The sequence below is a fragment of the Herbiconiux flava genome, from assembly GCF_013409865.1.
In the GTDB taxonomy this organism is placed as follows: Bacteria; Actinomycetota; Actinomycetes; order Actinomycetales; family Microbacteriaceae; genus Herbiconiux; species Herbiconiux flava.
In genome coordinates this window covers 2,731,656-2,747,093 of the sequence record NZ_JACCBM010000001.1, presented here as the reverse complement: position 1 = coordinate 2,747,093, position 15,438 = coordinate 2,731,656, and the positions used below count along the sequence as shown (strand labels likewise).

The window sequence follows — 15,438 nt, the reverse complement described above, 5'->3', positions numbered from 1 at the left end:
CCATGACTCCGTAGCGAAAGACCCCCATGCTCAAGATCGCGGTGCCCAACAAGGGCTCCCTCTCCGAAACCGCCGCCCAGATGCTCGCCGAGGCTGGCTACAACGGCCGGCGCGACTCCCGCGAGCTCGTCATCGCCGACCCGCGCAACGACGTCGAGTTCTTCTACCTCCGACCCCGCGACATCGCGACCTACGTCGGCTCGGGCGCGCTCGACGTCGGCATCACCGGCCGCGACCTGCTGCTCGACTCCGAGTCGCCCGCCACCGAGACGGCCTCGCTCGACTTCGGCGAGTCGACCTTCCGCTTCGCCCGCCCCGAGGGCACGTCCATCGAGCTGTCCGACCTGAACGGCGCCCGCGTCGCCACCAGCTACCCGGGCCTCGTCGGGGCGTTCCTCGCCACCCACGGCATCACCGCCCAGCTGATCCGCCTCGACGGCGCGGTCGAGTCGGCCGTGCGCCTCGGTGTGGCGGATGCGGTGGCCGACGTCGTCAGCACCGGCTCCACCCTGCGCAAGGCGGGCCTCGAGATCTTCGGCCCGGTCATCCTCGAGTCCAGCGCCGTGCTGATCAGCTCGGGCACCACCCACCGCGGTGCCGAGACGCTGCTGCGCCGCCTGCAGGGCGTGCTCGTCGCCCGCCAGTACGTGCTGATGGACTACGACGTGCCGGTCACCCAGCTCGACGACGCCTGCGCGCTCACCCCCGGCATCGAGTCGCCGACGATCTCCCCGCTGCACGACCCCGAGTGGGTGGCCGTCCGCAGCATGGTTCCCCGCCGGGACACCAACCAGGTGATGGACGACCTGTACGCCGTCGGCGCCCGCGCCATCCTCGTCAGTCCGATCCACGCGGCGCGCATCTGATGTCGCTCGCCGTTCGCGTCATCCCCTGCCTGGACGTGGCCGCGGGCCGCGTCGTGAAGGGCGTCAACTTCGAGAACCTGCGTGATGCGGGCGACCCCGTCGAGCTCGCGGCCCTGTACGCCGCGCAGGGCGCCGACGAGCTCACCTTCCTCGACGTCACGGCCACCGTCGACGACCGCGCCACGGTCTACGAGATGGTGCAGAAGACGGCCGAGCAGGTCTTCATCCCGCTCACGGTCGGCGGGGGAGTGCGCTCCGCCGACGACGTGGCGAAGCTGCTCGCCTCCGGCGCCGACAAGGTCGGCGTCAACAGCGCCGCCATCGCCCGGCCGCCGCTGCTGAACGAGATCGCCGACCGCTTCGGCGCCCAGGTGCTCGTGCTCTCGCTCGACGTCAAGCGCACGGCGGTACCCGGCCGCACACCCTCCGGGTTCGTCGTCACCACGCACGGCGGCCGGCGCGAGACCGAGCTCGACGCCCTCGAGTGGGCTCGCGAGGCCATCGAGCGCGGCGCCGGCGAGCTGCTGGTCAACTCGATCGACGCCGACGGCACGAAGGACGGCTTCGACCTCGAGCTCGTCGGGCTCATGCGCGAGCTCAGCACCGTTCCCGTCATCGCCTCGGGCGGGGCCGGGAAGGTCGAGCACTTCGGCCAGGCCATCGCGGCCGGCGCCGACGCGGTGCTCGCCGCCAGCGTGTTCCACCTCCGCGAGATGACGGTGGGCGACGTGAAGGACGAACTGCGACGAGAAGGGGTGAACGTGCGATGAGCACCGTCACCGAGACCGACGAGATCCTCAGCCGGGTGCACTTCGACGACAAGGGCCTGCTGCCGGCGATCATCCAGCAGCACGACACCCTCGAGGTGCTCATGCTCGGCTACATGGACGCCGAGGCGCTCCGCCGAACCCTCACCGAGGGCCGGGTCACCTTCTGGTCGCGTTCCCGCCAGGAGTACTGGCGGAAGGGCGACACCTCCGGCCACGTGCAGTACGTCAAGACCGCGGCGCTCGACTGCGACGACGACACCCTGCTCGTGCAGGTCGACCAGATCGGCGCGGCCTGCCACACCGGCGCCCGCCGCTGCTTCGACGTCGACCCCCTGAACCCCGAGGTGCTCGAACGATCATGACGACCACAGCCACCACCACCCGGGCCGAGTTCGACGAGCTGAGCGGCTCGCACCGGGTGCTGCCGGTCATCCGCGAGCTCTTCGCCGACGGCGAGACCCCGGTCGGCATCTACCGCAAGCTCGCCGACGGCCGCCCCGGCACGTTCCTGCTCGAATCGGCCGAGCAGGGCGGCATCTGGTCGCGCTTCTCGTTCATCGGCGTCTCCAGCTTCGGCCTGCTCACCGAGGCGGATGACCGTGCCGTCTGGCTCGACCTCGGCCTCCCGGCCGACCGCGTCTTCCCGGCCGGCCTGCCCACCGGGCCCCTCGAGGCCGTCTCGGCGCTCTACGAGCACTGGAAGACGGCGGCCGTGCCCGAGCATCCGCCCCTCACCGGCGGACTCGTCGGCTTCATCGGCTGGGAGACCGTGCGCCAGCTGGAGCGGCTGCCGAACCGCCCGCCGCGGGAGTATCGCATGCCGAGCCAGGGCCTGTCGTTCGTCTCGGAGATGGTGGTGGTCGACCACCTGCAGGGCACCGTGCAGCTGCTCGTGAACGTGCTGACCGACGGCGACACGCCCGCCGACGAGCTCTGGAGCGACGCCCAGGCGCGGCTCGACGAGCTGCAGCGCGGCCTCGGCGGCCCGTCCGAGGCCTGGCTCGCGGAGGCCGACTTCGGCGTCGTGGGGGAGCCCCGGCACCGCACCGAGCGCGACGACTTCCTGGCCGCGATCGAGGTGGCGAAGGAGCACATCCGCGAGGGCGACATCTTCCAGGTCGTCATCTCTCAGCGGTTCGAGCTGGACTGCCCCGCGCATCCGCTCGACGTGTACCGGGTGCTGCGCACGCTGAACCCGAGCCCGTACATGTACCTGCTGACGCTCGTCGACTCAGGCGGCGAGCCGTACCAGATCGTCGGGTCGAGCCCCGAGGCTCTCGTCAAGGTCGAGAAGGGGCGGGCGCACACCCACCCGATCGCGGGCTCGAAGCCCCGCGGCACGACCCCGCACCACGACCTGGAGCTCGAGCAGGAGCTGCTCGGCGACGACAAGGAGCGGGCGGAGCACCTGATGCTCGTCGACCTCGCCCGGAACGACCTGCTCAAGGTCTGCGAGGCCGCGAGCGTCGAGGTGACCGAGTTCATGCGGGTCGAGCGGTTCAGCCACATCATGCACATCGTCTCCTCGGTCGAGGGGCAGCTGCGGGACGGCGTCGACGCGATCGACGTGTTCCGCGCGACGTTCCCGGCCGGCACGCTCTCGGGGGCGCCGAAGCCGCGCGCGCTCGAGATCATCGACGAGCTGGAGCCCGCCCAGCGCGGCCTCTACGGCGGTGTCGTGGGCTACTTCGGCTTCGGCGGCGACGCCGACCTCGCGATCGCGATCCGCACGGCGACCATCGTCGACGGCGTGGCGCGCGTGCAGGCGGGCGGCGGTCTCGTGGCCGACTCCGACCCGGCGAGCGAGTTCCAGGAGTCGCAGAACAAGGCGGCGGCGCCGCTGCGGGCCGTGGCGATCGCGAACGCCATGACGCGGGTGCGGTGATGAGCGACGACGTGGCAGCCGCCGCGCCGGCCGGCGCACCGGCCCCGGCCGGCACGGGCCGCCGCCTGAAGTCGGGCACCATCCTCCTCGTGCTCGCCCTCAGCGCGCTGACCTTCCTCGCCTGGTCGCAGTCCTGGGGCACCCTCGAGTTCGTCGGCGGCACCGTCACCGACGGCACCCTCGAGGTGCCCGGCTCGGTCGCCGCGCCCGCCCTCTCGGCACTCGGCCTCGCCGGAATCGCCCTCGCCGGCGCGCTCGCCATCGCGGGGCCGATCGTGCGGATCGTGCTCGGCGCCCTCGAGGTGCTGCTCGGCGTCAGCGTCATCTGGTCGGGCGTGCTCGCGCTCACCGACCCGGTCGCGGCCGGGGCGTCCGTCGTCACCACGAGCACCGGGGTCGCCGGCACCTCGTCGATCCGCGAGCTGGTCACGGTCGGCGCGAGCAGCCCGTGGCCGGCGCTCACGGTGGTGCTGGGCATCCTGATGGTGCTCGCCGGGCTCGCCGTGATCGTGACCGTGCGGCGCTGGCCGGCTTCGAGCCGCAAGTACCAGGCGGTCACCTTCGAGGCGGCCGACGGGCGGCAGAGTGCGAACCCGGCCGAGCTGTTCGACGACGAGACCATCGACGCGAGCCACGACGACTGGCCGGCACCCGGTCCGGCGGATGCCCGTCCCGCCCGCCGCCCGGCCGAGAACGCCCGCGACGCCGCCGTCGACAGCTGGGACGACCTCAGCCGCGGCACCGACCCGACCCGCTAGCCGCGCATCCGCCCGCCCGCCCGGGCACGGCGGACGGCCCCGCCCGACCCGGCGGCCCCGGACCGACCGGGTAGACTCGACACGACCCGATCGATTGAGACAGGAAGAGGATCGATGAGCCACGAAGAAGACGAAATGGGCGAAGGCCACTCGCTCGCCGCCTGGACCGGCGTGATCATCGCGCTCGTCGGCATCGCCATCGGCACGGTCGCCTTCTTCTTCGACGTGCAGTGGCTCGTCTGGGCCGCCGCGGGCGTCACGCTCATCGGCTTCCTGGCCGGCTTCATCCTGTCGCGCCTCGGCTACGGCGTGCGCGGAGCCAAGACGCTCCAGAAGGAGCACTGACCCGGTGCTCGCCGATCTCGTAGCCGGAGCGCTCGAGGACGCCGAGGAGCGCCGCACGACGCGCGGCCTCGCCGACGTCGAGGCCGCGGCCACGGCCCGCCCGGCGGCCCTGGACGCCCTGGCGTTCCTGGCACCCGCCGAGCGGGTGAAGATCATCGCCGAGGTCAAGCGCGCGAGCCCCTCGCGCGGCGCCCTGGCGTCGATCCCCGACCCGGCGCTGCTCGCGGCCTCCTACGCCGAGGGCGGGGCGAGCGCCATCAGCGTGCTCACCGAGGGACGCAAGTTCAAGGGCTCGCTCGCCGACCTGGAGGCCGTGCGCGCCCGCGTCGACGTTCCGGTGCTCCGCAAGGACTTCATCGCCACCGAGTACCAGGTGCTCGAGGCGCGCGCCGCCGGCGCCGACCTCGTGCTGCTCATCGTGGCCGCACTCGACCAGCCCACGCTGCAGCGGCTGCACGACTTCGTCACCGAGCTCGGCATGACCCCGCTGGTCGAGACCCACGATGCCGTCGAGGTCTCGCGCGCCGTCGACCTCGGTGCCCGCCTGGTGGGCGTGAACGCGCGCAACCTCAGCACCTTCGAGCTCGACGCCGACCTGTTCGGCCGGCTCGTCGACCGCATCCCGGCCGGCACGATCACGGTGGCCGAATCCGCCGTGCTCGAAGCCGCCGACGTCGCCCACTACCGTTCGGCCGGTGCCGATGCGGTGCTGGTCGGCGAAGCCCTCGTCACGGGGCCCGATCCCGTGGCGACACTGAAGGAGTTCCTCTCCGTATGACCGACACACGCACCTCCCTCCGCGCCGAGACCGGCCCCTTCTTCGGGGAGTTCGGCGGGCGCTTCATGCCCGAGTCGCTGATCGCGGCCCTCGACGAACTCGACGAGGCCTACCAGCTCGCCAAGCTCGACCCCGAGTTCCACCGCGAGCTCGCCGAGCTCGGCCGCACGTACACCGGCCGGCCGTCGATCCTCACCGAGGTGCCGCGCTTCGCGAAGCACGCCGGCGGGGCGCGCATCATCCTGAAGCGCGAAGACCTCAACCACACGGGCTCGCACAAGATCAACAACGTGCTCGGCCAGGCCCTGCTCGCCAAGCGCATCGGCAAGCACCGCCTGATCGCCGAGACCGGCGCCGGCCAGCACGGCGTCGCCACGGCGACCGCCGCCGCCCTGTTCGGCATGGAGTGCGTCGTCTACATGGGCGAGGTCGACACCGAGCGCCAGGCGCTGAACGTCGCCCGCATGCGCCTGCTCGGCGCCGAGGTCATCCCGGTCAAGAGCGGCACCCGAACACTGAAGGACGCCCTGAACGAGGCGTTCCGCGACTGGGTCGCGAACGTCGAGTCGACGCACTACCTGCTCGGCACGGTCGCCGGCCCGCACCCCTTCCCGGCCATGGTGCGCGACTTCGTCAAGGTCATCGGCGAGGAGGCGCGTCAGCAGATGCTCGACCTCACCGGCGCGCTGCCCGACGCGGTCACCGCCTGCGTCGGCGGCGGCTCGAACGCCATCGGCATCTTCCACGCCTTCCTCGACGACACCTCGGTCGGCCTCTACGGCTACGAGGCCGCCGGCGACGGCGTCGACACCCTGCGCCACGCGGCGACGATCACCAAGGGCCGCCCCGGCGTGCTGCACGGCTCGCGCAGCTTCATGCTGCAGGACGAGGACGGCCAGACGCTCGACTCCCACTCCATCTCGGCCGGGCTCGACTACCCGGGAGTCGGCCCCGAGCACGCCTGGCTGTCGTCGATCGGGCGCGCGAACTACCGCCCGGTCACCGACAAGGCCGCCATGGAGGCCTTCCGGCTGATGTGCACGACCGAGGGCATCATCCCGGCCATCGAGTCCGCGCACGCGCTGGCCGGCACGATCGAGCTCGGCCGCGAGCTCGGCCCCGACGCGACCATCCTCGTCTCGCTCTCCGGGCGCGGCGACAAGGACGTCGAGACCGCGGGCCGGTACTTCGACGTGCTCGACGAGAACGGGAACGCCCGGGTATGAGCGAGACCATCGTGAGCCCGGTCGCCTCCACGATCGCGGCCGCCAAGGCGGAGCGGGCGGGAGCCCTCGTCGGCTACCTGCCGGTCGGCTTCCCCAGCCTCGACGCGAGCATCGACGCGGCGGTCGCCCTGGTCGAGAACGGCGTCGACGTGCTCGAGCTCGGGCTGCCGTACTCCGACCCGGTGATGGACGGCCCGGTCATCCAGGCCGCGACGGTCGCCGCGCTCGAGGCGGGCGTGCGGCTCCGCGACGCCTTCACGGCGGTGGAGCGCATCCGCTCGCGTGTCGACGCCCCCGTGCTCGTCATGACCTACTGGAACCCCGTGCTGCAGTACGGGGTCGACCGCTTCGCCGACGACCTCGTCTCGGCGGGCGGCGCGGGCCTGATCACCCCCGACCTCACGGTCGACTCGGGTGCCGACTGGCTAGCCACGAGCGACCGCACCGGCCTCGACCGAGTGTTCCTCGCAGCTCCCACGTCGACCGACGAGCGCCTGCGCCTCGCCGTCGACTCCAGCCGCGGCTTCGTCTACACGGTCTCGACCATGGGCATCACGGGTGCCCGGGCCGACCTCGGCACCGCCGCCCGCGCCCTCGTGGCGCGACTGCGCGAGCAGGGCGCCGAGAGCCTGGCCGTCGGCATCGGCGTCTCGACGCCCGAGCAGATCGCCGAGATCCTGGGCTACGCCGACGGCGCCATCGTCGGCTCGGCCCTCGTCAAGGCGCTGGCCGACGGGGGAGTGCCCGCCGTCGCCCGGCTCGCCGCCCAGCTGGCCGAGGGCACCCGCCGCTGAGACGATGAGCGGTCTTCGGCCCAGCCTGGGTTAGAATCGAGCCGATACGTGATCGGGACACGGGCTGAAGGGCGAGGAAGCCCCCGGGCTCTCCGAGAACGAGGCAGTCGACCCGAGCGCCACAAGTGAAATCGGAGCGAAGCCGTCCCGCGCAACCACCACAGCACCAGGCGCGGGAGGCGACACCTCGTCGGCTTGAACGCTACGAGGAATCCCTGATATCCATGGGCCATAGGCGTCCCAGTTCCCTAAGAATGACGTAGAGGACGGTTCTCTATGGCCGATCAGCCCGCACACCAGTCCCGCTCCCAGGCGGTGCCGTTCAGCGCGCTCCCGATGGCCCAGGGTCTGTACGACCCTGCCGACGAGAAGGACGCGTGCGGTCTCGCCATGGTCGCCACGCTCCGTGGCACCGCGGGCCACGACATCATCGACACGGCGCTCGACGCCCTGCGCAACCTCGAGCACCGCGGTGCCGTGGGCTCCGACGCCGGCACCGGCGACGGAGCGGGCATCCTGACCCAGATCCCCGACGCGTTTCTGCGCGCCGTGGCCCCGGTCGAGCTGCCCCCGGTGGGCCGCTACGCCGTCGGCAACGCGTTCCTGCCCCTGCACGCGCGCGAGCGCCAGGAGATCATGGACCGCATCCGCGAACTCGCCGCCGAGGAAGACCTCGCGGTGCTCGGCTGGCGCGAGGTGCCCGTGCGCCCCGACGAGCTCGGCCGCCTCGCCCGCGAGGCCATGCCCTCGATCTGGCAGCTCTACCTGCAGTCGACCCGCACCACCGAGTCGGGCGCGACCCTCTCGGGCATCGCGCTCGACCGCCAGGCCTACCGGCTGCGCAAGCGCATCGAGCTGCAGCACGAGGTCTACTTCATGTCGCTCTCCTGCCGCACCATCACCTACAAGGGCATGGTGACGACGCTCCAGCTGGAGCCGTTCTACCCCGACCTCTCCGACGAGCGCTTCGCCTCGAAGCTCGCGCTCGTGCACTCGCGCTACTCCACCAACACCTTCCCGTCGTGGCCGCTCGCGCAGCCGCTGCGCATGATGGCGCACAACGGCGAGATCAACACGGTGCAGGGCAACCGCAACTGGATGCGCGCCCGGCAGTCCCAGCTCGAGTCCGAGCTGCTCGGCGACCTGTCGCCGCTCTACCCGATCGTCACGCCCGGGCTGTCCGACTCCGGCTCGTTCGACGAGGTCGTGGAGCTGCTCACCCTCGCCGGCCGCTCGCTGCCGCACGCGATCATGATGATGGTGCCCGAGGCGTGGGAGAACCAGGCCGACTTCGAAGACGCCCGCCGCGCCTTCTACGAGTACCACTCCATGCTGATGGAGCCGTGGGACGGCCCCGCCGCCCTCATCTTCACCGACGGCACGCTCGCGGGCGCCACGCTCGACCGCAACGGGCTGCGTCCCGGCCGCTACCTCATCACCGACGACGGCCTCGTCGTGCTCGCCAGCGAGATCGGCGTCTTCCCCGACGTCGACCCCTCCCGCGTGGTGCGCAAGGGGCGGCTGCGCCCCGGCAAGATGTTCCTCGTCGACACGGCCGCCGGCCGCATCATCGAGGACGACGAGATCAAGTCGGGCCTGGCGTCGGCCGAGCCCTACGGCGAGTGGCTCGACGAGGGCCGCATCAACCTGCGCGACCTGCCCGAGCGCGAGCACATCGTGCACACCCCGGCGTCGGTCACGCGCCGCCAGCGCATCTTCGGCTACACGCAGGAGGAGGTGCGCATCCTGCTCGCCCCGATGGCGAAGAACGCCGCGGAGCCCCTCGGCGCGATGGGCTCCGACACCCCCATCGCGGTGCTGAGCGACCGCCCGCGCCTGCTCTTCGACTACTTCACCCAGCAGTTCGCGCAGGTCACGAACCCGCCGCTCGACTCCATCCGCGAGGAGGTCGTGACGAGCCTCCGCCTCGGCCTCGGCCCGGAGCGCAACCTGCTCGACGCGACGCCCGAGCACACCCGCCAGGTCGTGCTCGACTTCCCGGTGATCGACAACGACGAGCTCGCGAAGATCCAGCACATCGACCCCTCATCGGGCAGCCGTCTCACGACGACCCTGCGCGGGCTGTTCCGCGTCGACGAGGGCCCCAAGGCCATGCAGAACCGCATCGCGGCGATGTGCGCCGAGGCCGACGAGGCGATCGAGAACGGTGCGCAGTTCATCGTGCTGAGCGACCGCGACTCGAACAAGGACTTCGCTCCCGTGCCGTCGCTGCTCATGCTCGCGGGCGTGCACCACCACCTCATCCGCAAGCAGACCCGTATGAAGGTCGGCCTGATCGTCGAGGCCGGCGACGTGCGCGAGGTGCACCACGTGGCCCTGCTGATCGGCTACGGCGCCTCGGCGGTGAACCCCTACCTCGCCATGGAGACCTGCGAGAACCTGGTGCGCTCCGGCAGCCTCGCGGGCATCACCCCCGAGAAGGCCGTCAAGAACGTGATCAAGGCGCTCGGCAAGGGCGTGCTCAAGATCATGTCGAAGATGGGCATCTCCACCGTGTCCTCCTACGCCGGCGCCCAGACCTTCGAGGCGGTCGGCCTCGCCCCCGAGTTCGTGAAGGAGTACTTCACCGGCACCTCGTCCAAGCTCGGCGGGGTCGGCATCGACGTCATCGCGGCCGAGAGCGCCGCGCGGCACCGCCAGGCCTACCCCGAGGACGTGGCGATCGTCGCCCACGAGCCGCTCGCTGTCGGCGGCGAGTACCAGTGGCGCCGTGAGGGCCCGCCGCACCTGTTCAACCCCGACACGGTGTTCCGCCTGCAGCACGCCACGCGCGCCCGCCGGTACGACATCTTCCGCGAGTACACCAAGCTCGTCGACGACCAGGCCGAGAACCTGATGACGCTGCGCGGCCTGTTCAAGCTGCGAACGGATGCACGGCCCTCGGTGCCGATCGACGAGGTCGAGTCGGTCGAATCGATCGTCAAGCGCTTCTCCACCGGGGCGATGAGCTACGGCTCCATCTCCCAGGAGGCGCACGAGACCCTCGCGATCGCCATGAACCGGCTCGGCGGCAAATCGAACACCGGTGAGGGCGGCGAGGACGTCGACCGGCTGCTCGACCCCGAGCGCCGCAGCGCCATCAAGCAGGTCGCCTCCGGCCGGTTCGGCGTGACGAGCATGTACCTGACGCACGCCACCGACATCCAGATCAAGATGGCGCAGGGCGCGAAGCCCGGCGAGGGCGGTCAGCTGCCCCCGACCAAGGTCTACCCCTGGGTCGCGCGCACCCGGCACGCCACCGCGGGCGTCGGCCTCATCTCGCCGCCGCCGCACCACGACATCTACTCGATCGAAGACCTCAAGCAGCTCATCTTCGACGTCAAGCGCGCCAACCCCGAGGCCCGCGTGCACGTCAAGCTGGTCTCGCAGAACGGCATCGGCGCGGTCGCGGCCGGCGTCACCAAGGCCCTGGCCGACGTGGTGCTCGTCTCTGGCCACGACGGCGGAACGGGCGCCAGCCCGCTGAACTCGCTGAAGCACGCCGGCACGCCGTGGGAGATCGGCCTCGCCGAGACCCAGCAGACGCTGATGCTGAACGGCATGCGCGACCGCGTCGTGGTGCAGGTCGACGGCCAGATGAAGACCGGCCGCGACGTGATCGTCGGCGCCCTGCTCGGCGCCGAGGAATTCGGCTTCGCCACCGCTCCTCTGGTGGTCGAGGGCTGCATCCTGATGCGGGTCTGCCACCTCGACACCTGCCCCGTGGGCGTCGCGACGCAGAACCCCGAGCTGCGGGCGCGCTTCTCGGGCAAGCCCGAGTTCGTGGTCAACTTCTTCGAGTTCCTCGCCCAGGAGGTGCGCGAGTACCTCGCCGAGCTCGGCTTCCGCTCGCTCGAGGAGGCCGTGGGCCACCACGAGCTGCTCGACGTCAACGGGGCGATCGAGCACTGGAAGACCGACGGCCTCGACCTCAGCCCCGTGCTGGTCGGCCCGGCCTTCGCGCCCGACGAGCCCCGCAGCAACCACCGCAAGCAGGAGCACGAGCTCGAGAAGCACTTCGACAACCGGCTCATCCACGAGGCGGCCGCGGCCCTCGATCACGGCGAGCCCGTGGCGATCACGCTGCCCATCCGCAACACGGAGCGCGCGGTCGGCACGATGCTCGGCCACGAGGTCACCAAGCGGCACGGTGAACAGGGTCTGCCCGACGGCACGATCCAGATCACGCTCCTCGGCTCGGCGGGCCAGTCGCTCGGTGCGTTCCTGCCCTCCGGCATCACCCTGCGCCTCGAGGGCGACTCGAACGACTACGTCGGCAAGGGCCTCTCGGGCGGGCAGATCATCCTGCGCCCCGACCGCAGGTCGGTGTTCCCCGCCGAGCGCAACGTGATCGCGGGCAACGTCATCGGCTACGGCGCCACCCAGGGCAGCATGTTCCTGCGCGGCATCGTGGGGGAGCGGTTCCTGGTGCGCAACTCGGGTGCGACCGCCGTCGTCGAGGGCGTGGGCGACCACGCACTGGAGTACATGACGGGCGGGCTCGCGCTCATCCTCGGCTCGACCGGGCGCAACCTCGGTGCCGGCATGTCGGGCGGCACGGCCTACATCTACGAGCTCAACCCCGACCGGGTGAACGCCGACTCGCTGGCCTCCGGAGAGCTGCAGCTGCTGCCGCTCGGCGGAGCCGACGTCGAGATCGTCCGCGACCTGCTCGAGCGCCACGAATCGGAGACCGGCTCGCCCCTCGCGGCCCGCCTGCTCGCCGACTTCGACAGCACCGTCGCGAAGTTCGTGAAGGTGCTTCCCCGTGACTACGCCGCCGTCCTCGCCACCCGGCAGACGGCGGTCGAAGAAGGTCTTGACCCCGACGGCGACGTCGTCTGGGGCCGTATTTTGGAGGTGACAGGTGGCTGATCCCAAGGGCTTCCTGAAGACGCAGGAGCGCGAGCTCCCCAAGCGCCGCCCGGTCTCGGTGCGGCTGATGGACTGGAAAGAGGTCTACGAGCAGGGCGACGCCGCGACCACGCGCCGTCAGGCCGGCCGCTGCATGGACTGCGGCATCCCGTTCTGCCACCACGGCTGCCCGCTCGGCAACCTGATCCCGGAGTGGAACGACCTCACCTGGCGCGACGAGGGCCGCGCGGCCATCGAGCGCCTGCACGCCACGAACAACTTCCCCGAGTTCACGGGCCGGCTCTGCCCGGCACCGTGCGAGTCGGCGTGCGTGCTCGGCATCAATCAGCCCCCGGTGACAATCAAGCAGGTCGAGGTCTCGATCATCGACCAGGCCTTCGCGAACGGCTGGGTGCAGCCGCACCCGCCCGAGCGCCTGACCGGCAAAACGGTCGCCGTCGTGGGCTCCGGCCCGGCCGGCCTCGCCGCGGCCCAGCAGCTCACCCGCGCCGGCCACACGGTCGCCGTCTACGAGCGCGACGACCGCATCGGCGGCCTGCTGCGCTACGGCATCCCCGACTTCAAGATGGAGAAGAAGCACCTCGAGGCGCGGCTGACCCAGATGATGGCCGAGGGCACCCGCTTCCGCGCCGGCATCGAGATCGGCAAGGACCTCAGCTGGAGCGACCTCCGTGCGCGCTACGACGCGGTGATCGTCTGCACCGGCGCGACCGTGCCGCGCGACCTCCCGATCCCGGGCCGCGACCTCGACGGCGTGCACTTCGCCATGGAGTACCTCGTCCAGCAGAACAAGGTGGGCGCCGGAGACGACATCCCCGGCCAGATCGACGCCGAGGGCAAGCACGTCGTCGTGCTCGGCGGCGGTGACACCGGAGCCGACTGCATCGGCACCGCGCACCGCCAGGGTGCCCTGTCGGTGACCAACCTGGCCATCGGCAAGCAGCCGCCGGCCGAGCGACCCGAAGACCAGCCGTGGCCCATGTCGCCGCAGCTGTTCGAGGTCGCGAGCGCCCACGAGGAGGGGGGGGAGCGCAAGTTCCTGGCCTCCACGATCGAGTTCCTCGCCAACGACTCGGGCGAGGTGCGCGCCATCCGGGTCGCCGAGACCGAGTACGTCGACGGCCGCCGCGTCCCCAAGGCGGGCACCGAGCACGAGATCCCGGCCGATCTCGTGCTGCTGGCGCTCGGCTTCACCGGCGCCGAGGACGAGCACCTCGACGGCCAGCTCGGCACGCGCTTCGACGGCCGCGGCAACATCGAGCGGGCGGGCGACTACCAGAGCACCCACCCCGGCGTGTTCGTCGCCGGCGACGCCGGCCGCGGCCAGTCGCTGATCGTCTGGGCGATCGCCGAGGGCCGCGCGGCGGCCTCCGCCGTCGACCGCTACCTCGAGGGCGACACCGAGCTGCCCTTCCCCGTCAAGCCGACCGACCGCGCCATCGCGGTCTGATAGCCTCCACCGGGACTTCCTCCCGGGTCCCCACGACCTCCACCTCCACCACCACCACTTGCGCCCCCGGGCGCAGAACACGGAGCAGTTGACACAGATGAGACGCGCGAAGATCGTCGCAACACTCGGGCCGGCGACGTCGACCTACGAAACCATCAGGGCCATCATCGACGCGGGCGTCGACATGGCCCGCATGAACCTGAGCCACGGCAGCTACGACGTGCACGAGTCCGTGTACAAGAACGTGCGCCAGGCGGCCGACGACTCCGGCCGTGCGGTCGCGGTGCTGGTCGACCTGCAGGGTCCGAAGATCCGTCTGGGCAAGTTCGAGAACGGCCCGTACGATCTCGCCGAGGGCGACATCTTCAAGATCACCATCGAGGACATCATCGGCAACAAGGAGATCTCCTCCACGACGTTCAAGGGCCTGCCCGACGACGTCAAGCCGGGCGACCCCCTCCTGATCGACGACGGCAAGGTCACCCTGCGCGTGCTCGAGACCGACGGCACCGTGGTCACCACGGTGGTCGAGGTGCCGGGCGCCGTGTCGAACAACAAGGGCATCAACCTGCCCGGCGTCGCGGTCAACGTGCCCGCCATGTCCGAGAAGGACATCGCCGACCTGCGCTGGGGTCTCAAGCTCGGCGCCGACTACATCGCGCTGTCCTTCGTGCGCGATGCGGCCGACGTGGTCGAGGTGCACCGCATCATGGACGAGGAGGGCCGCCGGGTCCCCGTCATCGCCAAGATCGAGAAGCCGCAGGCCGTCGACAACCTCGAGGAGATCATCGACGCCTTCGACGGCATCATGGTCGCCCGTGGCGACCTCGGCGTCGAGCTGCCGCTGGAGGCCGTGCCGATCGTGCAGAAGCGCGCCGTCGAGCTCTCCCGCCGCATGGCGAAGCCCGTCATCGTCGCCACCCAGGTGCTCGAGTCGATGATCTCCTCCCCGCGCCCGACGCGCGCCGAGGCCTCCGACTGCGCCAACGCGGTGCTCGACGGCACCGACGCGGTCATGCTCTCGGGCGAGACGAGCGTCGGCGAGTTCCCCGTCATCACCGTGCAGACGATGGCACGCATCATCGAGTCCACCGAGGACCACGGCCTCGAGCGCATCCCCGCGCTCGGCACGAAGCCCCGCACCCAGGGCGGTGCGGTCACCCTCGCCGCCGCCGAGGTCGGCGACTTCGTGGGCGCCAAGTTCCTCTGTGTGTTCACCGAGTCGGGCGACTCCGTGCGGCGCATGACGAGGCTCCGCTCGAGCATCCCCATCCTCGGCTTCACGCCGGAGCCGGGCATCCGCAACCGCATGGCGCTGAGCTGGGGCGTGCAGTCCTACCTCGTCGACCGTGTGAAGCACACCGACGAGCTGATGGGCCAGGTCGACGACGTGCTGCTCGGCCTCGGCCGCGCGCAGATCGGCGACAAGGTCATCGTCATCTCGGGTTCCCCTCCCGGAGTGGCCGGCACCACCAACGACATGCGCGTGCACGTCATCGGTTCGGCGCACAACCCGCTGGTGCCCGAGAAGTTCGACAACTAGCGCTCGTCGCGGCGTCTGAGGGCCTACCTCAGGATTCGGCCAGGATTCGATCAAGCTTCGATCGGTTCCTGGCCGTTCGCTGTCTCCGGGTGCGTCCGGGGCGATAGATTTCGGATGCCCTGCAGCACTCGTGCGGGGGCTGCACCCT

General features: G+C 71.0%; 12 protein-coding genes. All 12 read left to right on the top strand.

Translation table 11 applies throughout. The annotated features are described in order from the left end of the window. The first annotated feature begins 26 nt into the window (after nucleotides 1–26). Nucleotides 27–866, top strand: a complete 840-nt coding sequence (gene hisG, locus BJ984_RS13175; RefSeq protein ID WP_179548408.1) for an ATP phosphoribosyltransferase — start codon at nucleotides 27–29, stop codon at nucleotides 864–866. Further along, complete coding sequence (gene hisF / locus BJ984_RS13170) at nucleotides 866–1,636, top strand: imidazole glycerol phosphate synthase subunit HisF (RefSeq protein ID WP_179548407.1); 771 nt, start codon at nucleotides 866–868, stop codon at nucleotides 1,634–1,636. The genes hisG and hisF overlap by 1 nt, the downstream gene beginning before the upstream one ends. Continuing rightward, complete coding sequence (gene hisI / locus BJ984_RS13165; protein WP_173181025.1) at nucleotides 1,633–1,998, top strand: phosphoribosyl-AMP cyclohydrolase; 366 nt, start codon at nucleotides 1,633–1,635, stop codon at nucleotides 1,996–1,998. Before hisF ends, hisI begins: the two co-directional genes overlap by 4 nt. After that, nucleotides 1,995–3,521, top strand: a complete 1,527-nt coding sequence (locus tag BJ984_RS13160; RefSeq protein ID WP_179548406.1) for an anthranilate synthase component I — start codon at nucleotides 1,995–1,997, stop codon at nucleotides 3,519–3,521. Before hisI ends, BJ984_RS13160 begins: the two co-directional genes overlap by 4 nt. Beyond that, nucleotides 3,521–4,279, top strand: a complete 759-nt coding sequence (locus BJ984_RS13155; protein WP_179548405.1) for a Trp biosynthesis-associated membrane protein — start codon at nucleotides 3,521–3,523, stop codon at nucleotides 4,277–4,279. The genes BJ984_RS13160 and BJ984_RS13155 overlap by 1 nt, the downstream gene beginning before the upstream one ends. A gap of 135 nt (nucleotides 4,280–4,414) precedes the next feature. Continuing rightward, nucleotides 4,415–4,624, top strand: a complete 210-nt coding sequence (locus BJ984_RS13150) for a DUF6704 family protein (RefSeq protein WP_373877443.1) — start codon at nucleotides 4,415–4,417, stop codon at nucleotides 4,622–4,624. Between the two features lie 4 nt (nucleotides 4,625–4,628). Beyond that, complete coding sequence (gene trpC, locus BJ984_RS13145) at nucleotides 4,629–5,402, top strand: indole-3-glycerol phosphate synthase TrpC (RefSeq protein ID WP_179548404.1); 774 nt, start codon at nucleotides 4,629–4,631, stop codon at nucleotides 5,400–5,402. Then, nucleotides 5,399–6,628, top strand: a complete 1,230-nt coding sequence (trpB, locus tag BJ984_RS13140) for a tryptophan synthase subunit beta (RefSeq protein ID WP_179548403.1) — start codon at nucleotides 5,399–5,401, stop codon at nucleotides 6,626–6,628. Before trpC ends, trpB begins: the two co-directional genes overlap by 4 nt. After that, nucleotides 6,625–7,422, top strand: a complete 798-nt coding sequence (gene trpA, locus BJ984_RS13135) for a tryptophan synthase subunit alpha (RefSeq protein WP_179548402.1) — start codon at nucleotides 6,625–6,627, stop codon at nucleotides 7,420–7,422. Before trpB ends, trpA begins: the two co-directional genes overlap by 4 nt. 276 nt (nucleotides 7,423–7,698) lie before the next feature. Continuing rightward, nucleotides 7,699–12,297, top strand: coding sequence for a glutamate synthase large subunit (gene gltB, locus BJ984_RS13130; protein WP_179548401.1), 4,599 nt, complete (start codon nucleotides 7,699–7,701; stop codon nucleotides 12,295–12,297). Then, nucleotides 12,290–13,747, top strand: a complete 1,458-nt coding sequence (locus tag BJ984_RS13125; protein WP_179548400.1) for a glutamate synthase subunit beta — start codon at nucleotides 12,290–12,292, stop codon at nucleotides 13,745–13,747. Before gltB ends, BJ984_RS13125 begins: the two co-directional genes overlap by 8 nt. A gap of 97 nt (nucleotides 13,748–13,844) precedes the next feature. After that, entirely contained in the window at nucleotides 13,845–15,290 is a 1,446-nt protein-coding gene (gene pyk, locus BJ984_RS13120; RefSeq protein ID WP_179548399.1) for a pyruvate kinase, read from the top strand. Nucleotides 15,291–15,438 lie beyond the last annotated feature (148 nt).

Coding starts and splice junctions, on each gene's coding strand:
- hisG (WP_179548408.1), top strand. CDS start 27: ATGCTCAAGATCGCGGTGCCCAACAAGGGCTCCCTCTCCGAAACCGCC.
- hisF (WP_179548407.1), top strand. CDS start 866: ATGTCGCTCGCCGTTCGCGTCATCCCCTGCCTGGACGTGGCCGCGGGC.
- hisI (WP_173181025.1), top strand. CDS start 1,633: ATGAGCACCGTCACCGAGACCGACGAGATCCTCAGCCGGGTGCACTTC.
- BJ984_RS13160 (WP_179548406.1), top strand. CDS start 1,995: ATGACGACCACAGCCACCACCACCCGGGCCGAGTTCGACGAGCTGAGC.
- BJ984_RS13155 (WP_179548405.1), top strand. CDS start 3,521: ATGAGCGACGACGTGGCAGCCGCCGCGCCGGCCGGCGCACCGGCCCCG.
- BJ984_RS13150 (WP_373877443.1), top strand. CDS start 4,415: ATGGGCGAAGGCCACTCGCTCGCCGCCTGGACCGGCGTGATCATCGCG.
- trpB (WP_179548403.1), top strand. CDS start 5,399: ATGACCGACACACGCACCTCCCTCCGCGCCGAGACCGGCCCCTTCTTC.
- trpA (WP_179548402.1), top strand. CDS start 6,625: ATGAGCGAGACCATCGTGAGCCCGGTCGCCTCCACGATCGCGGCCGCC.
- gltB (WP_179548401.1), top strand. CDS start 7,699: ATGGCCGATCAGCCCGCACACCAGTCCCGCTCCCAGGCGGTGCCGTTC.
- pyk (WP_179548399.1), top strand. CDS start 13,845: ATGAGACGCGCGAAGATCGTCGCAACACTCGGGCCGGCGACGTCGACC.